Origin of the sequence: Acinetobacter calcoaceticus (assembly GCF_016508255.1) — a bacterium.
GTDB lineage: Bacteria > Pseudomonadota > Gammaproteobacteria > Pseudomonadales > Moraxellaceae > Acinetobacter > Acinetobacter calcoaceticus_E.
Genome location: NZ_JADVKT010000002.1, coordinates 566,383 through 588,733, shown reverse-complemented (window position 1 = coordinate 588,733; position 22,351 = coordinate 566,383). Strand labels below are relative to the sequence as shown.

Annotated in this window: 26 protein-coding genes; 6 read left to right on the top strand and 20 right to left on the bottom strand. The window is 37.9% G+C overall.

The features are described from left to right. The first annotated feature begins 54 nt into the window (after nucleotides 1-54). Genes I5515_RS06750 through I5515_RS06735 form a run of 4 tightly spaced genes read left to right on the top strand, consistent with a single transcriptional unit; the run spans nucleotide 55 to nucleotide 2,559 of the window. The gene (locus I5515_RS06750; RefSeq protein ID WP_199965352.1) at nucleotides 55-768 is read left to right on the top strand and encodes an energy transducer TonB; all 714 of its coding nucleotides are present in this window, start codon (nucleotides 55-57) and stop codon (nucleotides 766-768) included. A gap of 40 nt (nucleotides 769-808) precedes the next feature. Continuing rightward, nucleotides 809-1,690, top strand: a complete 882-nt coding sequence (locus I5515_RS06745; RefSeq protein ID WP_199965351.1) for a MotA/TolQ/ExbB proton channel family protein — start codon at nucleotides 809-811, stop codon at nucleotides 1,688-1,690. A 15-nt stretch (nucleotides 1,691-1,705) separates the two neighbouring features. Further along, entirely contained in the window at nucleotides 1,706-2,128 is a 423-nt protein-coding gene (locus tag I5515_RS06740; RefSeq protein ID WP_199965350.1) for an ExbD/TolR family protein, read from the top strand. 17 nt (nucleotides 2,129-2,145) lie between these two features. Then, nucleotides 2,146-2,559: an ExbD/TolR family protein gene (locus I5515_RS06735; protein WP_199965349.1), complete on the top strand. Its 414-nt coding sequence runs from the start codon at nucleotides 2,146-2,148 to the stop codon at nucleotides 2,557-2,559. A gap of 69 nt (nucleotides 2,560-2,628) precedes the next feature. Here the strand turns inward: I5515_RS06735 and I5515_RS06730 are convergent, their stop codons facing one another. The 3 genes from I5515_RS06730 to I5515_RS06720 all read right to left on the bottom strand — a co-directional run bounded on the left by I5515_RS06730 (nucleotide 2,629) and on the right by I5515_RS06720 (nucleotide 7,406). Beyond that, nucleotides 2,629-4,794 (bottom strand): malate synthase G, encoded by a 2,166-nt coding sequence (locus I5515_RS06730; protein ID WP_199965348.1) that lies wholly within the window; start codon nucleotides 4,792-4,794, stop codon nucleotides 2,629-2,631. A gap of 369 nt (nucleotides 4,795-5,163) precedes the next feature. Next, nucleotides 5,164-6,306, bottom strand: a complete 1,143-nt coding sequence (zapE, locus tag I5515_RS06725; protein WP_199965347.1) for a cell division protein ZapE — start codon at nucleotides 6,304-6,306, stop codon at nucleotides 5,164-5,166. A 77-nt stretch (nucleotides 6,307-6,383) separates the two neighbouring features. Further along, complete coding sequence (locus I5515_RS06720; RefSeq protein ID WP_199965346.1) at nucleotides 6,384-7,406, bottom strand: AraC family transcriptional regulator; 1,023 nt, start codon at nucleotides 7,404-7,406, stop codon at nucleotides 6,384-6,386. A gap of 121 nt (nucleotides 7,407-7,527) precedes the next feature. Here I5515_RS06720 and I5515_RS06715 point away from each other — a divergent pair, with 121 nt between their 5' ends. Together I5515_RS06715 and I5515_RS06710 are read left to right on the top strand one after the other, a co-directional pair. Next, complete coding sequence (locus I5515_RS06715; protein WP_199965345.1) at nucleotides 7,528-9,075, top strand: flavin-containing monooxygenase; 1,548 nt, start codon at nucleotides 7,528-7,530, stop codon at nucleotides 9,073-9,075. Between the two features lie 49 nt (nucleotides 9,076-9,124). Continuing rightward, nucleotides 9,125-10,036, top strand: a complete 912-nt coding sequence (locus I5515_RS06710) for a lysine exporter LysO family protein (RefSeq protein ID WP_199965344.1) — start codon at nucleotides 9,125-9,127, stop codon at nucleotides 10,034-10,036. On the opposite strand, the gene pyrF is transcribed toward I5515_RS06710, so the two are convergent. From pyrF to I5515_RS06625, 17 genes are all read right to left on the bottom strand, one after another. Next, nucleotides 10,033-10,731, bottom strand: a complete 699-nt coding sequence (gene pyrF / locus I5515_RS06705) for an orotidine-5'-phosphate decarboxylase (protein ID WP_199965343.1) — start codon at nucleotides 10,729-10,731, stop codon at nucleotides 10,033-10,035. The genes I5515_RS06710 and pyrF overlap by 4 nt on opposite strands. Before the next feature lie 185 nt (nucleotides 10,732-10,916). Continuing rightward, nucleotides 10,917-11,282, bottom strand: a complete 366-nt coding sequence (locus tag I5515_RS06700) for a lipopolysaccharide assembly protein LapA domain-containing protein (RefSeq protein ID WP_199965342.1) — start codon at nucleotides 11,280-11,282, stop codon at nucleotides 10,917-10,919. Between the two features lie 25 nt (nucleotides 11,283-11,307). Continuing rightward, nucleotides 11,308-11,610, bottom strand: coding sequence for an integration host factor subunit beta (locus I5515_RS06695; protein WP_003651488.1), 303 nt, complete (start codon nucleotides 11,608-11,610; stop codon nucleotides 11,308-11,310). Nucleotides 11,611-11,766: 156 nt separating this feature from the next. Beyond that, nucleotides 11,767-13,440 (bottom strand): 30S ribosomal protein S1, encoded by a 1,674-nt coding sequence (rpsA, locus tag I5515_RS06690; RefSeq protein WP_009387126.1) that lies wholly within the window; start codon nucleotides 13,438-13,440, stop codon nucleotides 11,767-11,769. A 111-nt stretch (nucleotides 13,441-13,551) separates the two neighbouring features. Beyond that, nucleotides 13,552-14,232 (bottom strand): (d)CMP kinase, encoded by a 681-nt coding sequence (gene cmk, locus I5515_RS06685; protein WP_199965341.1) that lies wholly within the window; start codon nucleotides 14,230-14,232, stop codon nucleotides 13,552-13,554. Nucleotides 14,233-14,242: 10 nt separating this feature from the next. Further along, nucleotides 14,243-14,683 (bottom strand): SRPBCC family protein, encoded by a 441-nt coding sequence (locus I5515_RS06680; RefSeq protein ID WP_199965340.1) that lies wholly within the window; start codon nucleotides 14,681-14,683, stop codon nucleotides 14,243-14,245. Nucleotides 14,684-14,758: 75 nt separating this feature from the next. Then, nucleotides 14,759-15,262, bottom strand: coding sequence for a tRNA adenosine(34) deaminase TadA (tadA, locus tag I5515_RS06675; protein WP_199965339.1), 504 nt, complete (start codon nucleotides 15,260-15,262; stop codon nucleotides 14,759-14,761). Nucleotides 15,263-15,267: 5 nt separating this feature from the next. After that, nucleotides 15,268-16,392 (bottom strand): enoyl-CoA hydratase/isomerase family protein, encoded by a 1,125-nt coding sequence (locus I5515_RS06670; protein ID WP_199965338.1) that lies wholly within the window; start codon nucleotides 16,390-16,392, stop codon nucleotides 15,268-15,270. Continuing rightward, a complete protein-coding gene (gene ung / locus I5515_RS06665; protein WP_199965337.1) occupies nucleotides 16,389-17,102 on the bottom strand; it encodes a uracil-DNA glycosylase in 714 nt (237 codons plus the stop codon). Before ung ends, I5515_RS06670 begins: the two co-directional genes overlap by 4 nt. Nucleotides 17,103-17,151: 49 nt before the next feature. Next, nucleotides 17,152-17,748, bottom strand: a complete 597-nt coding sequence (locus tag I5515_RS06660) for a 6-pyruvoyl trahydropterin synthase family protein (RefSeq protein ID WP_199965336.1) — start codon at nucleotides 17,746-17,748, stop codon at nucleotides 17,152-17,154. Nucleotides 17,749-17,977: 229 nt separating this feature from the next. Further along, a complete protein-coding gene (gspK, locus tag I5515_RS06655; RefSeq protein ID WP_199965520.1) occupies nucleotides 17,978-18,937 on the bottom strand; it encodes a type II secretion system minor pseudopilin GspK in 960 nt (319 codons plus the stop codon). Then, nucleotides 18,937-19,638, bottom strand: coding sequence for a type II secretion system minor pseudopilin GspJ (gspJ, locus tag I5515_RS06650; protein ID WP_199965335.1), 702 nt, complete (start codon nucleotides 19,636-19,638; stop codon nucleotides 18,937-18,939). Before gspJ ends, gspK begins: the two co-directional genes overlap by 1 nt. Next, nucleotides 19,638-20,018 (bottom strand): type II secretion system minor pseudopilin GspI, encoded by a 381-nt coding sequence (gene gspI / locus I5515_RS06645; RefSeq protein ID WP_199965334.1) that lies wholly within the window; start codon nucleotides 20,016-20,018, stop codon nucleotides 19,638-19,640. Before gspI ends, gspJ begins: the two co-directional genes overlap by 1 nt. Beyond that, nucleotides 20,008-20,562 (bottom strand): type II secretion system protein, encoded by a 555-nt coding sequence (locus I5515_RS06640; protein WP_199965333.1) that lies wholly within the window; start codon nucleotides 20,560-20,562, stop codon nucleotides 20,008-20,010. Before I5515_RS06640 ends, gspI begins: the two co-directional genes overlap by 11 nt. 9 nt (nucleotides 20,563-20,571) lie before the next feature. Further along, on the bottom strand, nucleotides 20,572-21,180 hold the full coding sequence (locus I5515_RS06635; protein ID WP_005041096.1) for a TetR/AcrR family transcriptional regulator: 609 nt from the start codon (nucleotides 21,178-21,180) through the stop codon (nucleotides 20,572-20,574). A gap of 36 nt (nucleotides 21,181-21,216) precedes the next feature. Next, complete coding sequence (locus tag I5515_RS06630) at nucleotides 21,217-21,990, bottom strand: TatD family hydrolase (RefSeq protein ID WP_199965332.1); 774 nt, start codon at nucleotides 21,988-21,990, stop codon at nucleotides 21,217-21,219. 17 nt (nucleotides 21,991-22,007) lie between these two features. Further along, nucleotides 22,008-22,349, bottom strand: a complete 342-nt coding sequence (locus I5515_RS06625) for a PilZ domain-containing protein (protein WP_199965331.1) — start codon at nucleotides 22,347-22,349, stop codon at nucleotides 22,008-22,010. Nucleotides 22,350-22,351 lie beyond the last annotated feature (2 nt).

Sequence of the window (22,351 nt, the reverse complement as noted above, 5' to 3'; positions counted from 1 at the left end):
TCTTAGCAAACAGTGATTTCAAAAAATTGTTTGTCTACAGTTTCAGGAGTAACTATGGGCATGACTTTTACAGACATAGAAAATAAATCTGCCAAACGCCTTATTGGTATTGCCGCAGTGCTTTTTCTGCATCTTCTTGTTGCCTATATTCTGATGTCAGGTTTAGCAAACAATATTCAAAAACCAGCAGAAAAACCTGTGGAATTACAAATTATTCAGGATATAAAACCGCCTCCTCCACCAAAACCAGAGGAGCCTAAACCTAAGGAAAAGCCACCAGAACCACCCAAAATGGTAGAAAAAGTTGCCAAGGCTCCTGAACCGCCAAAACAAGTTGAGAAAGTAGCAACTCCGGTACAAAAAACGACTCCGGTAGCTCAGCCAACTAAAGTTGCAACTCCGGCTCCGGCTGCACCTAGTGCGCCATCGCCAAGTCCAGTTGCAGCACCCGCTCCAGCAGCGGCTGCTCCTGCACCTAAACCAGCTGGCGCAACTCGTGGTGTTTCAGAAGGCTCCGCGGGTTGTGAAAAACCTGAATATCCACGTGAAGCACTGATGAATGAAGAGCAAGGGACGGTGCGCATACGTGTTCTGGTTGATACTTCAGGCAAAGTCATTGACGCCAAAGTCAAGAAATCAAGTGGCAGCAAAACCTTAGATAAGGCAGCAACTAAAGCTTATAGCTTATGTACGTTCAAACCAGCAATGAAAGACGGCGTGCCTCAGCAAGACTGGTATGAAATTGAATATCCATTCGTAATTGAATAAACGATCAAATTAGTAAGAAATTAAAAATATTGGAGATAATATGATGAAAAAATCAACTCAACCGCTAGTACGTTTCGCTTCTGCAAGTTTAATCGCAGCATGCTCTTTACTTCCATTAAACTCAGTTTTGGCAGAAGAAACGAATAATGCTCCTGTTGCAACAGCAACTACAGAAACAAATTCAAATGCTGCAACTCCAACTCCACCACCCAAGCCAGCAACAAGCGAAACTGTTAAAAACCCATATGGCCTAGAAGCTCTTTGGCGTGAAGGTGACTTAGTTGCTAAATCTACGTTATTTATATTAGTACTGATGTCGATTGGAACGTGGTACATCATTGTCTCGAAATTTTTACAGCAAGCAAAAGTAAAACGCCAAGGTAAAGAGGCAGAAAAAAGTTTTTGGGAAGCAACCTCGCTAGATAATGCAGCTGATAATTTAGAACAAAGTAGTGCATATCGTTTTATTGCAGAAAAAGGAATTAATTCGACTAAATCACACGGCGGTTCTTTACTTGAGCGCATTGATTTTAATACATGGGTGAGCATTTCAATTCAACGGGCTATTGAAAAAATACAAAATCATTTAGGTGGCGGTTTAGCCTTTTTAGCAACAGTAGGTTCTACAGCACCGTTCGTTGGTCTATTCGGGACTGTATGGGGAATCTATCATGCATTAACAGCAATCGGTATCTCGGGGCAGGCATCGATTGATAAAGTTGCAGGTCCTGTCGGTGAGGCTTTAATTATGACAGCCATTGGGCTTGCGGTCGCTGTACCTGCCGTACTTGGCTACAACTGGCTTACTCGTCGTAATAAAGCCGTTATGGAAAATGTCCGTTCATTTGGTTCGGACTTACATGCTGTTTTATTAAGTGGAGAAATTAATACCAATAATTCAGTTAACCGCAGTATTAAATAATCAGGAGCAAACATTATGGGTATGAGTGTTGGTTCTGAAGATGATGACGAAATGATTGGCACAATTAACACAACGCCTCTCGTTGATGTCATGTTGGTTTTACTTATTATTTTTCTAATTACGATTCCGGTAGTTACACATACGGTTCCAGTGAAACTACCAGAAGAAAAAAATACTCCATACGCAACCACTCCTGAAAATATTCAACTTTCAGTAAATAAGAAAGGAGATATTTTCTGGAATGAAAGCTATGTGCCTAATAAAGAAATATTGCTATCAAAGCTTCAAGCAGTTGCACAAAAAAGGCCTCAGCCAGAAGTTCATATTCGTGGAGATCAGCTTACTCATTTTGAGGCGATAGATCAGGTTATTAGCACGACGAAACAAGCTGGTATTGGCAAAATTGCATTTGTTACTACCCCACCAGCCTCCCAGTAATTATTAAGGAGAATTTTATGGGTATGAATGTCGGTTCAAATAATGATGACGATGTGATGTTAGAAGTTAACATGACACCTCTTATTGATGTCATGTTGGTACTTATTATTATGTTCATTATTACCATCCCTGCACCAAATAACGCGATCAATATTAATTTGCCAAACGGCACACCACCTCCAACAAATGAAAAGCCGCCTGAAGTGATTGATGTAAGAATTGATGCAACAGGTAAAGTATTTTGGAATAACCAACAAGTTTCTGACCGCAAGGCCCTAGAAACTTTATTTCAAGGCGTTGTTGCCAAAAAAGATCAAGACCAGATTAAACTCAAACCTGATCAAATGGCTGAATATAAAAATGTAGCTATGGTCATGGCTACAGCTCAACGTTTAGGTGTCAGTAAAATTGGAATTGTGAGTAATAATTAGGTCATATATGTGATTTATTCTTACAAATAAAAAAGCCTCCGAAGAGGCTTTTTTTATGACAGGTAAAAATTAGTCACCTGTATAACCTTTTAACTTTAAACGAGCAGCGTGTAGTAACGGCTCAGTATAACCAGAAGGCTGTTCACAACCTTTAAAGATGAGGTCAGAAGCCGCTTGGAAAGCAATGTTGGTTTCAAAGTTAGCTGCCATTGGCTTATACAATGGGTCATTTGCGTTTTGCTCATCAACAATTTTTGCCATGCGTTTAAGCACTTCTTCAACTTCTTCACGAGTTACAATGCCGTGACGCAACCAGTTCGCAACGTGTTGAGAAGAAATACGTAATGTTGCACGGTCTTCCATTAAGCCTACGTTGTTAATGTCTGGAACTTTCGAACAACCCACACCTAAGTCAACCCAACGAACTACGTAACCTAAAATACCTTGGCAGTTATTTTCAAGTTCGTTATTGATCTCTTCTGCTGACCAATTTGTTTCAGGTGCAAATGGTGGAGTCAACAAATCATCTAAAGACAACATTTCTTCAGCTTTTAACTGATCTTGACGTGCTTTTACATTAACTTGATGGTAATGCATTGCATGAAGCACAGCACCCGCTGGAGATGGAACCCAAGCACATGACGCACCCGCATTTGGATGCGCAGCCTTAGTCGCCAACATATCTTTCATACTATCTGGTTTTGGCCACATGCCTTTACCAATTTGTGCTTTACCTTGTAAACCACACTTCAAACCAATTGCAACGTTACGGTTTTCGTAAGCAGCGATCCATTTTTGTATTTTTACAGCTTCTTTACGTACAACTGGTGCAGCTTCCATTGAAGTATGAATTTCATCACCAGTACGGTCCATGAAACCAGTATTAATAAAGATAGTACGGTCTTTTGCAGCAGCAATACAGTTCTTCAAGTTTACAGATGTACGGCGCTCTTCATCCATAATACCGATTTTTAACGATTTAGGTGGTAACCCAATCGCCTGTTCAGCACGTTCAAATAACTCTACAGCAAACGCAACTTCTTCTGGACCATGCATTTTTGGCTTAACAATATACATAGAACCTTTACGAGAGTTCTTGTTTTCGTTTTCACTACGAATGTCCGCAACTGACAACAATGGAGTAACTAATGCATCCATAATGCCTTCAAAAATTTCTTCCCCATCTACCAAAATAGCTGGGTTAGTCATTAAGTGACCTACGTTACGAAGTAACATAAGTGAACGGCCATGGAGTTTTGTAGTACCACCAATTAAGTTTTTAATTTCGCGGTCTTTATTTAAATCACGAACAATCGTTTTGCCATTCTTCTCGATAGATTCTTGAAGCGTACCCTTCATTAAACCTAACCAGTTACGGTAGCCTTCAACTTTTTCTTCAGCATCTACTGCTGCAACAGAATCTTCTAAGTCCTGAATTGTTGTTACGGCTGCTTCGAATGTTAAGTCTTTAACATCAGCTAAATCAGTTTGACCAATTGGGCTAGAAGCATCAATTTCGATAATGACGTGTAAACCATTACTTAAAAGTACAACTTCTGTCGGATTCGCTTCTTCACCATTGAAACCAACGAATTGAGCTTCATGAGCTAAACCTGTTTTTGAACCATCTTTCAGAGTGACAGCAAGTTTATTTTGCTCAATTGCATATTTTGTTGCATCTGCGTGTGAACCATTGGCAAGCGGGAAAACCTCATTTAAGAAGTTTTTAGCAAACTCAATAACTTTTGCACCGCGTACAGGGTTATATCCTTTCCCTTTTTCGGCACCACCTTCTTCTGAAATTACATCGAAGCCATATAGCGCATCATACAAAGAACCCCAACGAGCGTTTGCTGCATTTAAGCAATAACGTGCATTACGTACAGGTACAACCAACTGCGGTCCTGCTAACAATGCAATTTCTTCATCCACATTTTCAGTGCTAATTTGGAAATCTTCAACTTCTGGCAGTAAATAACCAATTTCAGTTAAAAACGCTTTATAAGCACCTAATTCAAATTTATTGTTACGGTGCCATTCATCAATTTTTGCTTGTAATTCATCACGCTTAGCCAATAATGCTTTATTTTTTGGGCTAAGATCGACAACAACTTGCTCAAAGTTCTTCCAGTAAGTTTCACTATCTAAACCAGAACCTGGTAAAGCTTCATTTTCGATAAAATCGTAAAGTTCTTTAGCAATCGCTAACTTGCCTTTTTGAATACGTGCAGTCATTGTCTTTCCTGAAGTTGCTACTTTTTATACCAAGAGAATCCTAGTATACCGATTTAAATTAAGCTGAATACTAATATCACATTCCTAAATAGTGGGCATTTTCCCTTGCAAAACTATTGACAAAGATAAACTTTTCTATATAGGAAATATTAAAATTCTAACTAGGATTCCCAACAATTTATTTAATATTTAAAGATACTGAAACTAGACTTTTTGTTAACAGACAAAAAATTTCACTATCTTATTTTTTCTAAAGCGTATTTAGTTATATCAAACTTTGCTCAGTGAAAAAGTATTATTTAGCTAAATTTATCTATTTTTGTTGTAAAAAAAGCGCCCATTTAAGAGCGCTTTTCATTTCTATCTTCTTTAAGAAGTTTTAGTTTCATCAATATGTCGGTGTTCTGAATGCAAGTATTCATCTGACTGCATTTCTAACAAACGTGAACGAGTACGCTCAATTTCAAAAGCTAATTTTTCGCCTTGATAGATATCAATAATGCTATCTTGAGATGTCAAAAGTAATTTCACTCCACGATCATAAAATTCATCAACTAGATAAATAAAACGTCGTGTGCCTTCCGACAAGAAATCCGTTAAATGTGGAACATTACTCACCAGAACAGTATTATAAATATTAGCAATTTCAATAAAATCTGCTGGACTACGCGGCTTAAAACAAAGTTCGGAAAACTCACACCACAATACATCTTCTGTATGTCCTAACGTCTCAACAATGCGATTATTAATTACAATCGGCTCTTGAGAATTAGTTTGTGTGTGAGTTAATGCATTAAAACGTTCTGACATCCAGTTTTGAACTTCATTACTTAATGGCGATTTAAATAATTGAGCTTGTTTTAATACACGTAAGCGATAATCCACACCTGCATCAACATTTAAAACAGCACAATTCTTTTTAACCATTTCAATTGTTGGTAAAAAGCGATCACGGTGAATACCGTTTTTATATAAACCATCTGGTGCAATATTTGATGTTGCAATTAATGTCACGCCACGAACAAATAATTTTTGAAATAAATCACTTAAAATCATTGCATCCGTTACATTTGATACAAAGAACTCATCAAAACAAATAACGACTGCATCTTTATAAATTTGGTCAGCCACGATTTCAAGTGGATTACGTTGGCCTGAAAGCTTATTTAGCTCTTTATGAACATGTTGCATGAAATGATGAAAATGCATACGTGTTTTACGACGAAATGGCACTGACTCATAAAATTGATCCATAAGCCAAGTTTTTCCACGTCCGACTCCACCCCACATATAGACACCTTTAGGTGAAGTTTGGCGGCGAAAACGACGGAAGGCTTTTTTAGAGGCTTTATAACGGTTTAAAAGTTCTTTCCATACGCGATCTAATTCTTGCACTGCCTGTGCTTGCGCTTCATCTGCCATAAACTGGCCTGATGCTAAAGCCTCAGCATAGCGTTCTGCTGGGGAAGAAGGTGAGAATGCAGTACTATGAGAAGATTTTAAATTTAACATATCGTTTTATTTCAATTTTAACTGATAGGAGTATAGCGAACATTTTGTTCAACCACATTAGCTTTTAGCATCAAGAATTACGACGATGACTCTTTGCCATATTGTCGAGGACTCTGTCCAAACCATCGTTTAAATGCATGATTAAATGCCGCTGGTTCAGAATAACCGAGCAATTCAGCAATAACTTCTATTGAGTATTCCCTATATTCCATAAGCTTTAATGCCTTATTCTTGATAATTTGTTCACGAATTTGCTTATAACTCGTATTTAACTGTTGCAATTGATGCCTTAATGTCCTTTCAGGCATTTTCAATGCAAAAGCTGTTTCCGCCATGCTCGGGATAATTCCCTGCTGCAACTCAAGATAATCTTGCACGCACTGTATGATATGTGGAGTTTGGTGATCTTGTTGATTTAATCTTGTTATTTCTGTAATACATTTTGATTCATAAATACGATGTGTAATGATGTCCGCAGAAGGGATTTTGATTTCAAGCACATCCTTGCTTAGGCTAAATGCTGCATATTTACCATTAAAGTGCACATCATCGCCATAGTATGCAAAATAGCGAGATAAGGTATCTGAATCTGTTGGTTTTTCAAATGGAAGTTCTATACGCATAGCGGGCATTTCTAATCCCATCATTATATAAATATCTTGAATAAATTTATAAGTTCCTGAAACTTCACATTGTGCCCGCAACTGTCCCACTTGGGTTTTCAAATCAACAGGCAAATAATTTAAGATGGTGCGCTCATCCGTTTCATAAAGCCCTAAAGCACCAAATAAATGAGTAAGTCTTTGGTATTTTATCCCTTTACTTAATGCAGTTTGAACATCATTACTTGTTACAAGTAACATAAGTAGTGGTCCATAACCCGCTAAAGCATAATGCTGTCCAATGAATAGACCCTTTTCAGGCTCAACATTCTCGCTAATAATTTGTTGTATATCCCATTCTAGGCGATCATGAATTGTAGAACTCGGATCTAAAGCATCCACTTTAATTCCTATACCAGCCAAACGTGAGTCGACATCAATGCCCGCATTGCGCATTCCTTGAATTAAATACATTAAACCAAGTATCGACCGTTTCATTCTTCTATCAATTTCCCTAGACTCAAATGTTTTACTATAAAGAAGAAAGAAAATTAATTGCCGAATCTATCAATTTTCACGTCGATCCAATCATGTTTAAACTGATCAAAAAACGTTAGTCTTGCCTGCAATCCTCTTTTCAGCTTATGCAGGGTTTCTAATGCTAAACACAAAGCAAGATGCTATTCAAAAAACTAAAATCGCGATTATTGGTGCTGGATTTGGTGGCCTAGCAATGGCAATTCGCTTACTGCAAAATCAACAGCAAGACTTTGTTATTTTAGAAAAATCAGACGATGTCGGCGGAACTTGGCGCGAAAATCGCTACCCTGGTGCGGCATGTGATGTTCAATCTCATATGTATTCTCTCTCGTTTGCTCCTAAAACTGACTGGTCAAAACGTTACGCTGAAGCACTAGAGATATTTGAATATATTCAGGATATTACAGAAAAATATAAGATTAAAAATTACTGTAAGTTCAATCACGATGTAACTCATGTTCAATATGATGAAATGCGCCACGTGTGGACTCTAGATTTTAAAAATCAGCCTTCGATTGAAGCTCAATTTGTAGTTTTTGCATCAGGCCCTCTACACATCCCACAAATCCCTCATATTCAAGGCATCGAAAAATTCAAAGGAAAATTTTTTCATTCCTCACAGTGGGAACATAACTATAATCTAAATGGTAAATCAGTCGCATCTATCGGTACGGGTGGTAGTGCAATTCAATATATTCCAGAAATAGCTGGAGATGTTAAGCAGCTCTATGTATTCCAAAGAACAGCAGCTTGGGTAATACCACGAGATGAACGCAAATACTCTCGTTTGAGTAAAGCATTATTCAAATCTTCCAATCTTTATCGTCAAATTCATCGTAGTCGTCTTTATTGGAGTAATGAGTCGCGCGTTGTACCCATAGTTCAACCCCAAATTATGAAATATGGTCAAAAGTTGGCAGAAGCTTTCATTCGCTTCCAAGTGAAAGACAAAGAAGTAGCCAAGAAACTTACACCTGACTTTGTGATGGGATGTAAACGTATTCTTATTTCAAATAAATATTTCCCTACATTTAACCGTAAAAATGTTGAGCTAGTAACGGATGGTATTCAAGAAATTAAAGAAAATAGTATCGTTACTAAAGATGGTAAAGAACGATCTATCGATTGTTTAATTTACGGTACTGGTTTTATTACTGACCCGCGTATTTATTTGAAACATTTCACTTGTATTGGACGAAATCAAATTGAGTTAAAACAAGCGTGGAAAAATGGTGCAGAAAGTTATTATGGCATTATGACTAAAAACTTCCCCAATCTCTTCCAATTAGTTGGTCCTAATACAGTACTAGGCCATAATTCAGTTATTTTTATGATTGAATCTCAAGTAAATTACATTTTACAACTCATCCAACTTGTAGAAAAATCTGGGCAAAAAGCTGTTGAGATTAAACCAGAAGTTCAAGATGCTTTTAACGAGCGGGTTCAAACTCAGCTTCAAGGAACTGTGTGGCAAGCTGGAGGTTGTAGTAGCTGGTATCAATCTGCCGATGGAAAAAACTTTTCGTTATGGCCCACCTATACATGGAAGTACTGGTTAGAAACACGCAAAGTTAATCCTAAAGATTATTTACTCTTAAATAAAAGCTCACAGAGCTATGCAGCTTAAAATGTTCAATACATAATAGGTGGGTTAAAAACAATCCACCTATTATTATATGCAATCTTTTTATCTCATCATTCAAATTTTTTTAGCACTTGCTTCCGGCTATTTTCTAGCGCCCAAACTATCCCTAAATATCCAACAGTTTATTTTTAAAATACTGCCTTATTTTTCTTATATTCTCTTAGCAAGTGTGGCTTTAGAGTTAACATTAGCACTTGATCAAATTGAGAATCCTTCTGCCATCCTTCCACCGGCTATAATCATTGCGTTAACCACCTCTTTTGGTTCTTTTTTTACATGTTTATTGGCTTATACAATTTTTGATAAACAAAGTGTGAAAGGAAAAATCTCACTTCAGCTCTTTGTAAATGCTCTAAAGAATATTGCAAAAGCTTTTCTTGCCTTAGGCATAGGTGTTCTATTAGGAGCTATCGCTACTCAATTCAATTCACATATGGCATTTAATAGTTGGTATTTATTATTACTGTTTATTTTCTTAATTGGCGTTGAGCTTGCCTTTACTCATTTCAACCGCACATGGTTAAGCTGGAAAATTTTAATTGTACCCTTAGCGGCTTTTATAGGGTCCTGTATCGCAGGTTTCTTCAACTACTTTTTGCTTAGCAAGCATTTTGCACTTAACGAAACGTTAGCATTAGCACAAGGTTATGGTTGGTATTCAATGTCAGGTATCTTGTTTACACAATTACACTCGGCAGAACTTGGTGGTGTCGCATTATTAACTGATCTATTTAGAGAAATCGTTGCTATATTTTTAATGTATACAATGGGATGGCGCTTTCCACGCCCTGCTATCTCAAGTGCTGGCGCAACATCAATGGATGTTACATTAGCGATGGTAAAACAGTCATGTGGCACACATTATGTACCACATGCCATGATGAGCGGCTTATTATTAAGTCTACTCGCCCCGCTATTAATTAGCTTATTCCTAAGTTTTTAAGCAATTGAAGCAAGAATAGATTTCAACATTTCTGTTGGATTTTCTGCTTTAGTAATCGGTCGACCAATGACCAAATGTGTAGAACCATCAAGCATAGCTTGCTTCGGAGTCACAATACGCTTTTGGTCGTCTGCATTTGTCCCTTCTGGACGAATACCAGGTGTCACTAAAGAGAAGTCTTGTCCAATCAATTCACGAAGAATTTTAGCTTCTTGTGCAGAACAAACCACGCCATCCAAGCCACTTTCTTTAGTGAGTTTAGCTAAGCGCTTTACATGCTCTACAGGTTCAACATCTAAACCAATATCTTTTAAATCTTCACGTCCCATTGACGTCAATACAGTGACCGCAATTAACTGAGTTTGATAGTTGCCTGCTTTTAAACGCTCTACACAAGTTTCCATCATTTTACGGCCACCTGAAGCATGAACATTTACCATCCACACTCCCAAATCAGCTGCTGCACAAACAGCCTGAGCGGTAGTATTTGGAATATCATGAAATTTAAGATCAAGAAAAACTTCAAAATTTTGTTCTTGAAGTTTTTTTACAACAGATGGACCTTCATGAGTAAAAAGCTCTTTACCCACTTTTACACGGCATAAAGTAGGATCAAGTTGTTCAACAATTTTTAAAGCGTCATATTGGCTTTTTGCATCTAACGCAACAATGATACTCAAGAGACTTTCTTCCATCACATAAAATCAGCGTCATTATAATAGACAAGTGATCAAGTAATAAAGGAATGTATAAAGAAGGCTTTCAAATTTAGAGATAATAAGGCCACGGGGGCTGATTTTTAGAAAAATAAAAAGAAGAAAATGCGAATAAATTAAAAAATATACTACTCTTTACTCGTGAATAAAGAGTAGTGTTCGAATTATAACGGAGTAGAATTTTTATCTTGAGGATAAACATCTAAAACGGTTTTTTCATGTCTTACATTTGCAGCGGCTTCTGCTGCTGCTAATTGAGCACTTTGAATCTGTTCTTTTCTCAAATAGTCGATATCTTTACGAAGACGTTTAATTTCCCAGCCTTTTTGAAATACTCTGAAAACTTGCACACCTAACAAAAGACCAACCACCGTTCCAAGTACCAATGTGAGTAGCAATAATAAGCCTAATCGCATAGCTGGAACTTGTGTAAATAACAAATCAACAGAAAGCTCTGTTGGATTTTGCAAGACTAGTGCTAAAGAATAACCAAATACAACAATGAGCAATGCAATTAAAATATAACGCATAGGCACCCCGCTTATAAATTTTTATTTATTTCCCGGATTCGTTGACTGCATCACGCAGTGCTTTACCAGGTTTGAAATGTGGAACAGCTTTAGCCGCCACTTCTACTGATCTTCCTGTTTTAGGATTGCGACCAACTCTTGGATCACGGTGGTGTAAAGCAAAGCTACCAAAACCACGGATTTCAATTCGATTATCAGTTGATAGGGCTTCTATCATTTGATCAATCATAATTTTAACCGCTTCTTCCACCAAAGGTTCAGCTAAGTGTGGGTTTTTTAGCGCAATGCGTTCAATCAAATCAGACTTATTAAGAGCTTCAGTAGTCATCTACGACCTCGTTATTTATTGCTACTCTATGTCATCTGATAATAACCTGTTTAAATACAAAACGGTAGCGCAGTATGTTGAATACTAGGCTACCGTTTACAGTAATTTGTATAAAAAGTACAATTCCGTTACATGAAACTGTACTTTGTTAACGTATTACTTCATTTGTGCTTTGATCAAGTCACCAATAGTCTTAGGACCATTTTCTTGACTTGTTGTTGCTGTACGCAAGCTAGCAACTGCTTCTTTCTCTTCAGCTTCGTCTTTTGCTTTAACAGACAAGTTGATAGAGCGAGATTTACGATCAACGTTGATGATTTTCGCTTCAACTTCTTGACCAACTTCTAAGAATTTAGTTGCATCTTCAACGCGGTCACGGTTGATTTCAGAAGCTTTAAGAGTAGCTTCTACTTCGTCAGCTAACTTAACAGTTGCGCCACGAGCATCAACTGCAGTTACAGTACCTTTAACTAAAGCACCGCGTTCGTTAGCAGCTAAGAAATCATTGAACGGATCGCTGTTCAATTGCTTGATACCAAGGCTGATACGGTTGCCTTCAGCGTCTACAGACAAGATAACAGCTTCAACAGTGTCACCTTTCTTGTAACGACGAATAGCTTCTTCACCTTGCTCGTTCCAAGAAATATCAGACAAGTGTACTAAACCGTCGATACCGCCATTCAAGCCAATGAAGATACCAAAGTCAGTGATAGACTTGATAGTACCAGATACTTTTTCGCCTTTCTCATGAGCTTTAGCAAACTCTTCCCATGGGTTAGCACGAGTTTGTTTGATACCAAGGCTGATACGACGACGTTCTTCGTCAACTTCAAGAACCATAACATCAACTTCATCACCGATCTGAACAACTTTAGATGGGTGGATGTTTTTGTTAGTGTGGTCCATTTCAGAAACGTGAACTAAACCTTCAACGCCTTCAGCGATTTCAGCGAAACAACCGTAGTCAGTTAAGTTAGTTACACGAGCTTTAACGATAGAACCTTTAGGGTAACGGCTCATGATCGCTAACCATGGATCTTCGCCTAATTGTTTAAGGCCTAAAGATACGCGGTTACGCTCACGGTCAAATTTAAGTACTTTAACAGTAACTTCTTGACCAACTTCAACAACTTCTGAAGGGTGCTTGATACGTTTCCAAGCCATATCTGTGATATGGAGAAGACCATCAATACCGCCAAGATCAACGAATGCGCCGTAATCAGTAAGGTTCTTGATTGTACCTGTAACTGTTTGACCTTCTTCAAGTTGAGCAAGTAATGCTTCACGGTCAGCAGAAGATTCAGCTTCCATAACAGCACGACGAGATACAACAACGTTATTACGTTTAGCATCAAGTTTGATTACTTTAAACTCTAACTCTTTACCTTCAAGGTGAGTAGTGTCACGGATAGGACGAGTGTCAACTAATGAACCTGGTAAGAATGCACGAACAGGACCGATGTCAACAGTGAAACCGCCTTTAACTTTACCAGAGATAACACCAGTAACGATTTCGCCATCTTCAAAGATTTTTTCAAGTTTAGTCCAAGTTTCAGCACGCTTAGCTTTTTCACGTGATAAAACTGTTTGACCCATACCGTTGTCAAGAGCTTCAACAACTACGTCAACAGTATCACCAACCTGAACTTCAAGTTCACGTTGTTCATTTAAAAATTCAGCACGGTCAACAATGCCTTCAGACTTTAGGCCAGTGTCAACAGTTACCCAGTCGCTATCGATGTTTACAACAACACCTTGGATGACTGCACCCTTTTCAACGTTGAGGTTTAATTCACTTTCTTCAAAGAGGGCTGCAAAAGATTCGGTCATGATATACCTGATAAATTCCGCGGTCTTGGATCAGACAAGGCCGGTTTAGTTAAGTATCAACATAGTCTTTATAGACTGATCAAGCTATGCGTCCACTGATAATTCTATTTGCTAAATGGTACGGCTATCGACATACTCAACCATTAATTTAAATACCTGATCGATCGTTAATTCCGAACTATCAATGATATAAGCATCTTTGGCTGGCTTGAGCGGAGCAACTTCTCGCTCCATATCTCTTTTGTCACGCGCCTGTATATTAGCTAAAATGTCGTTTATTTTAGCATCTAGGCCCATGCCCTGCAACTGTTTTACTCTTCGCTCGGCACGCGACTCAGCTGAAGCTGTTAGATAAATTTTCGCATTTGCTTCAGGAAAAATAGCCGTTGCCATGTCACGACCATCTGCAACTAAACCTGGATTTTGTGCAAAAGCTCTTTGTCGCTCAAATAATGCCTGTCTAAGTTCTGGAATTGCTGCAACTTTCGATGCATATTCACCCACGCGTTCCGTACGAATTGTTTGAGATACATCTTCGCCATCTAGAAAAACTAAAATCCCTGCTGCGGAAGTTTCAAACTTAATATCCAGTTGACGTGCATATTGAATGCACTGATCGAGTTGACTGTCTAATTTCTCTAATAAATCGTGTTTATGTAATGACAACCCTAATAAACGATATAAGGCACCCGAATCGAGTAAATGATATTGATAATGTGCTGCAAGTTTCGCAGCCAATGTTCCTTTACCTGAACCACTCGGACCATCAATAGTAATAATTTGAACTGTCATTGAACTCTCACTAAGAAGCAATTGCTTTAGCTAATCTCGAAAAGCCTAGTGTAATGGCTAGTTTTAGCTGTGCAAGGATTAATTTACTTACCACTGGAGCTTTTGCTGTTAACTCGATGCGATATGTAACTAAAGTTATATAGGGGGTAATTTCAGAAAACTCGATTCTACCTAAATGGTGTTTAATCAAAGGATTGTCTATTAATTTATATTCAATGCTTTTATTTTCTTCAAGCAATGTAATTTCTTCTTTTAGTGGCTTGATTGGACCAAATCCCATACGACGAACAGAGCCTAAACCATCAGGTCTTTTAGAATCGGCTGAGTCTTTCACACGTACAACTTGCAAAGGTGCAAAAGCAGTATTGTAGGTTGCATGTTTAGAGAGCAAATTAAATACATCGGTAAGAGGTGCATTAAATTCTTTTTTTACAGTAATTACATTACGCATTGAATATTCCTTATTAAATTAAATAGAATTATGGCAGTAAAATTGCGCTAGTTTGCCATAAGCCCATGTTACTTTTTAATCATTTAAGGACGTTTTTTGTTGTTTTTCGAGTTTCTTTTGCTCACGTCTTTGTTTAAAAAAATGACTGAGTTGTTGGGCACATTTTTCTTGCAAGCAACCTTGTTGAAAGGTAAATCTGTGATTGTAATAACCATGTTGCAGTAATTGACGAGTACTCACTAATGAACCTGCTTTAGGTTCTGTTGTGCCAAAAACTACATGTTTGATTCTCGCATGGACTAATGCACCTACACACATTGTGCATGGCTCAAGAGTGACATATAAAATTGCATCTTCGGGTAAGCGATAATTATCTAATGATAAGCATGCTGCGCGGATAGCTTGAATTTCTGCATGTGCAGTTGGATCTAACAAACTAATTGGAGCATTATAGCCAGATCCAATCACTTGATTTTGGCTCACCACAACCGCTCCAACCGGGATCTCGCCCTGCTGAGCGGCTAATTCAGCTTGCTCGTAAGCAAGCTGCATCCAATATTCATCACTATATTCAGTCATGTATTTTAAGTGATCACACCATGTTGTCTAAGCAAAGCATTCCAACTATCTATTGAAGTGATTGGTGGACCATCAGCTAATATACCTCTTAGACTTAAGTCTTCACATGGTTTCCACTCTGGAGATAAATCTTTATCAACCAAGCGCGCACGAACCCCTTCTACAAAGTCAGGATGACGAATTTTCCACTCAGAAATCTGAGCTTCTAGATCAAAAACCTCATCCCAAGAGTGTATCTGTTTACCCCATTGCCACAGTAACCAAGTAATTGCCGCAGTACTAGGAGATCCTTTTTGCAAGTTCTCACTCGCTTGACGAAGCCAATCACTACTAGCATCACGCAAACTAACAATAGCTTGATAATCTTGTTCAAAATTAAAACCACGGCAAACGCTATGAATCACATCAAGCGAGTTCTGCAATGGGCCTGCCGCAACTGGGCGATGCAAACTATTTAAAGTATCATCAATCGCGCGGAAATCCCCAGCAGGATAATGAGCCCAATTAATATTTAAAACTTTTTGCAAAACATTATCACGCTGTGCTTCACAAATATGTGTTGCCCAACCGATGCTATACGCTCCAGCAGCCGTCATGATTGAACCAGTTAAACCAGTAAACAAACCTATTGGACCACGATCTGCAAGAAAACGGCTCGCCCCCACATCAGGATATAAACCAATATTAATCTCAGGCATTGCCAAACGAGAATATGGAGTTACTAGACGGAATGGTGCTGCCATAAACAAGCCCAAACCACCACCCATAACATAGCCTTCACCCCAAACAACCACGGGTTTAGCGTAATTATGCAAGAGTAAGTCTAAAGCATATTCTTGCTGAAAAAACTTATTCGCAGTGTCTACTTCTTGATTTATAACAAGCTGACGCAATTTTCTAACGTCACCACCTGCACAAAAAGCTTTTGGAGTAGTTGAATCTAACCAAATTGCTTTAACGCTCTCATCATCACGAAAATCTTCAAATACACGTAATAATGCCGTTACGATTGATTCATCTAAAGCATGCAATGACTTAGGACGATTCAAACGTACTATACGCCAGCCGTTTTTTGCTTCTTCAACCACCAAATCCGGGTGATAGTTATTTACATTGGGAGAGTTCATCATGCGTCCAATTGCCAGTCTATGGGCTCAATGCCATGTTGTTTCAAATATTGATTTGTTTTTGAGAACACTTTGCATCCAAAAAAACCACCTCTATTTGCAGCAAGAGGTGATGGATGTGCGGCGGTTAAAACCAGGTGTCTATCTCTATTTATACGTTGTCCTTTGCGCTGTGCATAAGCACCCCACAAAATAAATACTACATGCTCTCTTTGCTCATTCAGAACATCAATAACTTCATCAGTAAATGCTTCCCAACCTTGCTTTTGATGGGAAGTTGGCTGCCCAGCTTCAACAGTAAGCACGCTATTCAGTAAAAGCACACCTTGGTTAGCCCATTTCGTTAAGTCACCATGGCGAGGAGCTGGAATACCCAAATCTGTATGCAATTCATGAAAAATATTACGTAAAGACGGGGGTAATGCAATACCTTTTTGAACAGAAAAACTTAATCCATTTGCTTGGTTCGGCCCATGATATGGATCTTGCCCTAAAATCACGACTTTCACATCAGCCAATGGTGTCGTATTTAGGGCGCTAAAGATTTGTTTACTCGGTGGATATATTATTTTTTGGGCTTGTTTTTCTTGAAATAAGAAATCGCGCAAATTATCCATTTGAGGACTTAACAAAAAAGGTGCTAAAGATCTTTTCCAGCTTTCTTCTAATTGAACTTTACTGAGTTTATCTTGCTGTTGCTCAGTTAATTGCATTAATGTCATCCTAGATCAATTTTCAATTCTACAAATAGAGTAATTCGATTTACACTTCGACTTGCAAATCAACTTGAGGATTATTAAATTTCATCCCTTTTTTCAAGTCTTCATACATTTGCGGATTTGCCCACTCTATCTGAATTTGTTCTGAAAAAACAATTCCATCAAGACTTAAAATTCCCATTTGTTCGTTTTGAATATCTTCAATAAAACTTTGAGCATATCCAGTATCAGTCTCATGAACAATAACTGAATAAACCTCAACATCACCTTCCCCATTTTGAGTGATTGTTGATTTTAAAACTTGCTGAGCTAGATAAAAGAAAATACGAGAGAACTGCTCAGCCGACGGTGAAATAGGTAAAGAAATCCAACGAGCACTAAAAGTCTGACAAGCATCAATATATTGAGAATCATCTTTTTCCCAAAAACAGATTGCATGATCGAAGCTATCAATAAGGTCTTTTATTACTCCTTTTAAAAGCCCAAAATCATAAACCATTTGTCCATGATCTAATTTTGAAGCTTTAAGCAATAATTCGACCTTATAGCTATGTCCATGAATTGATCGCTTACAACGATCCGAAGTACAGTTACGTACAACATGTGCATTTTCAAACTTAAATAACTTACGAATTAACATGTGCCAAATCGATCATTCCTTCTAAGAACATTATTATAAAGCAAAAGGCAAAAACTTCGCACCACTTTTCAATTAGAAACAATTAGCGAAAAGTATGATAAGACTTATGAAGAAATATTGAAGATAAACATATGGAAAATTGATCTTTATTCTATTATGCCCATTAGAATAATACCTAATAATGCCTATTCAACAACACTACAGAAATAAATAAATTATATTTTTTCAACTAGTTAAATGGCGAAATATTTCTAGAATAAACATAAACCCGTTTATCATTACGCATTAGTGCACTTGTAAATTGTCTTTTTCTATTATTTAGCATGACCTCAATTTGTGCTTGAAAAAAACTCGACTTTACATCTAAAAGGCTATTCACCTCAGTTCTCTTTTGAGTATCAACTGTTGAAAAAGTATTCAATTGCCATAATTCATCAACGTTTTGAAAGAATTTCAAATTTTGTTGGCGCATTTGAAGTTCTTTTTCTACTGCCCCTAAATCTATTTTTTGATCAATACTCGCTAAGACTAATGGTGAGGCCGTATTAATATTTACTTTTGTATTTCCGGGTAAGGCAGAAATATATGGAGCAATTAAATCATATTTCTTGCCATCAAAACCCTTTACTAACTTCAATTCTTCAATACTATGAAATTTAGCATTTGAAGCTAAATAACTAGGATCAAGGCCTTCATAATAACTACTTTCTGCTCCCATAGGTCCAGATGGTTCATCATCTGGATCTTGCCAATCAATAACAGCTTGGCTTAACTCTGCCGGCAAGCCCACACGTACAAGTAAGCGCTCAAACCAGTTTTTAGCAGCTTCATTTACCTTGCCGTCATTGGTTGTTAAATTGTTTAGGTTAAATTTCCCTGATTCATCTATTAAACGCCCTGACACAGATCCATCTTCTATTGGAAAAGGAGGCATTGGCTGTGCCCATGTTTCTTTTAAATGATCAACACCACCAGCATTGTTTGCATCTTGAATTAATAACTCTGAAAAAAAAGCTTCAGCACTTTTGGCATATAATAATGACTGATTTTGACGCATTAAATAACCAGTATTTTCCATCGTATTGGTCTGATGCTTTGCAATAGAAGCCGCTAAAATTGTAGCCAATGCCACCATAATCAAAATTGTGAGTAACGCTACACCTTGTTGATTTTTTTTATTGAGTAACATTATTGTCCACCTTGCTTTGAAAGTGACAAATCCGCTTGATTTAAGCTGTAAATCCACTCATAACTTACGCCTGCAACTGTGAGTTGTATTTTTATTCCTTTAGGCAGTTTTCTAAACTCTTCAGGCTTTGTAGGATCCAGATTAATTTCTGGCCACTTTGCCACTTCTTGCGGCGTTAGCACCATAACTTGAAACTGTTCGACCTGATTTAATAAAGTGCTAGATAAAGGCTGCTCTCTATTTGAGGTATTTAAATTGCTATATTTAAGACGATACAGTTTTTTCTGATCAGGATCATATCGATATTCAATACGCTCAAAAGGTGATAAACCTTGTTTTAAAGGATCAGTAACACCTGCCTTACTAAAATGGAGCACCTGATTATCAAGTTCTAAAGCTGGATGAAGCTGCCCGCCTTGATTTGCCGATACAGGTATAATTTGTAATGTATCTCGCAAAACTTGTTGATATGCATCTTGTAATTCAAATAACTGTACTTCATGTTGAGCATTACGATCACGAACTTTTAATAAATAATCAAAAATCTTCCAACCTAACAAGGAGAGAACAGCAAAAATTGCAATGGCGACTAAAAGTTCAACTAAAGTAAATCCTGAGGCACGAGTTAATCGAACACTGCTCGATCGTGCCGCAAGACGAGGAGCTATGCTTCGAGTGCGAAAACATTTATTTTTTATCATTATTTTGCTTTCATTGGATAATTAAAAAATACCAAGTGGGTAATACCATTTTGAACTTTACCCTTGTCAGAATCATATAAGCTAATTTGCAAGTCTACTTTCTGAACATTGGGACTGACTGTGGATTGGGCAGATTTATCAATCTGCCAAGTTTCACCTTGAGACGTCGCCTGCTTACTTTGAGTGCCTTGGAGCCATTCTTGATTTATCTCCATCAAGGCGACTTCATTCATTGCCACAAACTGAGCTTTTGTTCTAAGAATTGCATTTGAGGTAGATTGGGTATATTGCATGGCCACTTTAGTTAATGCGACAGCAGCTACTGCAAAAATTGCTAAAGCCACCATTACTTCTAATAGAGTAAAGCCTTTAGATTTCATTTATTTTACCCAAATGATCAATTTGTATTTCTGAACCAATTGGTTTCTGTTCAAAGTAAAACTGTATTTTAACTGTTTTAGCTTCACCATTTCCAAACCAGATTAACTGGGGAGTCTGGCCTCCAACTAAATCCGTATTAGTCGCTTTTGAATAGCTCTGCCCGTCTAGAGGCTGTACTGTAAAATATACATGTTTAGGCAATTGACGCGTAGTAAATTCTGGGTATTTTTGCCAGCGGTTTTTTAAATCCTGAACCTGTAATTTACTCTGGTCGTGGTATTCATACAGTTCATAAGAAAATGGGGAAACGTCAGTCTCACTCATAGTAGATAAAGCTAAAACACGAGACTGATCAAGAGATTCTTTACCAACTTTATGTACATCAAGCAAAAATAACTCTCTTGCTTGCATCGCTTTCTTTTGGTCAACCCCGCCTATGTTGAGTACAACCAAAGAGGTCATAATGGTCATAATAACAATCACCACCATCACTTCAATGAGGGTAAAACCTTTTTGTGATTTAAGTGGTGATTGAGATTTCATATCGACCTATTAAGCGTATTGTTCAACAGCTTGTTTAGGTAAGGCTAATGCCTGATCAATATAGGCCACTCTTAACGTGTCCCTTGAGCCTAAATATCGTTGGTAAAAACTTGAGTTAAGAATAGCTGCTGCACCATGAGTTAATGACCAAATAGATGCCAGATAATCTCGAGTCGTCATATTACTTTGAATAGATTCTAAATAGTGATCTGTCATGCGAATGATAATTCGTAATCGCTGTTTACGCACTTGATAAAGCTCATTAAAAAGGTGATGCACACCTTGAGCCGTAATCGAAAGTTTTTCCTCAATTTGATGAAATAAAACTGTCCGCTCAGGATGATGTAAATGATGCAACATAAAAAAAGCCAAGTGCTCTGGAAAGGCCTTTTCAGTATCTTGAACCATTTCTAGTAACATACGTTCATTACGAATAATCAATAGCATGTACAATTCATCTTTGCTTTGAAAGTGTTTGTACAAAGTTCCTTTTGCTAAATCAAGCTCAGCAGCCAAGACATCAAGTGTCATTCCGGCTTCGCCATTTTCTAGCAATAATTGCTCCGCAACCTGAAATATTAATACTTCTCTTGCTCGGAACTGAGCCTGACGATCCATCTTCACGCAATTACTCTCTTATATAGTTTCTATAACTTAAATCGCTTTTAGCAAGTTCTCAAAATTTTGCGAGGTGATCATTGCAATTTCCTCGACCGATTTATCATATACATCACTGAGCGCTTTGGCTACATAAGGCACATATTTTGGTTCATTTGTTTTACCGCGGTATGGGACTGGTGCTAAATAAGGACTATCTGTTTCAATTAAAAGTCGGTCTAGAGGAACTTGTTTAGCTACATCACGCAAGTCTTGTGCGTTTTTAAATGACACAATACCTGAAAAAGAAATGTAATAACCACAATCCAGCACAGCCTTAGCGGTTTCCCAATCTTCAGTAAAGCAATGCAAAATTCCATGCGTTGAGTGTTCAGCACGGATAATATCTACCGTATCGTGCTTTGCAGAACGCGTATGAACTACGACTGGTTTTTTTACAACTTTCGAAGCTTGGATATGCCTTGCAAAACATGTCTTTTGCTCTTCAATAAAATCTGTACTGTGATAATAGTCCAGTCCAGTTTCACCTAGAGCCCACACTTTTCCGGACTGAGCCAATTCAATCAGGTACTCGGTCGTTGCACGTGCCATTGTATCTACATCCTCACAAGGATGGACACCTACCGTATAGCCAACGTCTTCATGTCTCTTTGCAATTTCTGCTAGTGCAATGTGGTCATCAAGATCAACGGAAATTGCCATAAATTTAGACACTCCTTCTGCTCGCGCTGCTGCGAGCGCAAGATCCAGATCACCGTTATAAGGCGTTAAATCTAACATCGTTAAATGGCAATGCGTATCAACAAACACTTTTCTATCCTATTTGATTACATGGTATAACTTGGACGATCTAGAGACATACTACCAGCCAAAACTCTTTCTGCCTCAGCTTTATAGTAAATTCCTTTATCTCCACTTAACTGAATAGCAAAACCTTGAGGTTTAAATCCACTTTGCTTATGAGATATCCAAATCACCTTACCAGTGAGAGGAATTTTTTGAGATTGTTCTGGTAACGTTGCAAGAATGAAAATTTCTTGCCCCATCTGCACCTTTTGTTTTGATGGTACAAACAGACCTCCACCTTGCACATACCCCATATAGCTTGCTTGCAAAGTAGCTCTATCAGGAATATTTACCTGAATAATCCCCCCCATTTGCGGTTGCATAA

Coding starts and splice junctions, on each gene's coding strand:
- gspK (WP_199965520.1), bottom strand. CDS start 18,937: ATGTTACTCAATAAAAAAAATCAACAAGGTGTAGCGTTACTCACAATT.
- tadA (WP_199965339.1), bottom strand. CDS start 15,262: ATGACTGAATATAGTGATGAATATTGGATGCAGCTTGCTTACGAGCAA.
- I5515_RS06735 (WP_199965349.1), top strand. CDS start 2,146: ATGGGTATGAATGTCGGTTCAAATAATGATGACGATGTGATGTTAGAA.
- I5515_RS06700 (WP_199965342.1), bottom strand. CDS start 11,282: ATGCGTTATATTTTAATTGCATTGCTCATTGTTGTATTTGGTTATTCT.
- I5515_RS06745 (WP_199965351.1), top strand. CDS start 809: ATGATGAAAAAATCAACTCAACCGCTAGTACGTTTCGCTTCTGCAAGT.
- I5515_RS06680 (WP_199965340.1), bottom strand. CDS start 14,683: ATGCGTAATGTAATTACTGTAAAAAAAGAATTTAATGCACCTCTTACC.
- zapE (WP_199965347.1), bottom strand. CDS start 6,306: ATGTTAAATTTAAAATCTTCTCATAGTACTGCATTCTCACCTTCTTCC.
- I5515_RS06750 (WP_199965352.1), top strand. CDS start 55: ATGGGCATGACTTTTACAGACATAGAAAATAAATCTGCCAAACGCCTT.
- I5515_RS06640 (WP_199965333.1), bottom strand. CDS start 20,562: ATGAAATCTCAATCACCACTTAAATCACAAAAAGGTTTTACCCTCATT.
- I5515_RS06730 (WP_199965348.1), bottom strand. CDS start 4,794: ATGACTGCACGTATTCAAAAAGGCAAGTTAGCGATTGCTAAAGAACTT.
- I5515_RS06670 (WP_199965338.1), bottom strand. CDS start 16,392: ATGATGAACTCTCCCAATGTAAATAACTATCACCCGGATTTGGTGGTT.
- I5515_RS06635 (WP_005041096.1), bottom strand. CDS start 21,180: ATGGATCGTCAGGCTCAGTTCCGAGCAAGAGAAGTATTAATATTTCAG.
- I5515_RS06695 (WP_003651488.1), bottom strand. CDS start 11,610: ATGACTACTGAAGCTCTTAATAAGTCTGATTTGATTGAACGCATTGCG.
- I5515_RS06740 (WP_199965350.1), top strand. CDS start 1,706: ATGGGTATGAGTGTTGGTTCTGAAGATGATGACGAAATGATTGGCACA.
- gspI (WP_199965334.1), bottom strand. CDS start 20,018: ATGAAATCTAAAGGCTTTACTCTATTAGAAGTAATGGTGGCTTTAGCA.
- I5515_RS06625 (WP_199965331.1), bottom strand. CDS start 22,349: ATGCAACCGCAAATGGGGGGGATTATTCAGGTAAATATTCCTGATAGA.
- rpsA (WP_009387126.1), bottom strand. CDS start 13,440: ATGACCGAATCTTTTGCAGCCCTCTTTGAAGAAAGTGAATTAAACCTC.
- I5515_RS06720 (WP_199965346.1), bottom strand. CDS start 7,406: ATGAAACGGTCGATACTTGGTTTAATGTATTTAATTCAAGGAATGCGC.
- I5515_RS06710 (WP_199965344.1), top strand. CDS start 9,125: ATGCAATCTTTTTATCTCATCATTCAAATTTTTTTAGCACTTGCTTCC.
- I5515_RS06660 (WP_199965336.1), bottom strand. CDS start 17,748: ATGTTAATTCGTAAGTTATTTAAGTTTGAAAATGCACATGTTGTACGT.
- pyrF (WP_199965343.1), bottom strand. CDS start 10,731: ATGGAAGAAAGTCTCTTGAGTATCATTGTTGCGTTAGATGCAAAAAGC.
- gspJ (WP_199965335.1), bottom strand. CDS start 19,638: ATGATAAAAAATAAATGTTTTCGCACTCGAAGCATAGCTCCTCGTCTT.
- ung (WP_199965337.1), bottom strand. CDS start 17,102: ATGCAATTAACTGAGCAACAGCAAGATAAACTCAGTAAAGTTCAATTA.
- cmk (WP_199965341.1), bottom strand. CDS start 14,232: ATGACAGTTCAAATTATTACTATTGATGGTCCGAGTGGTTCAGGTAAA.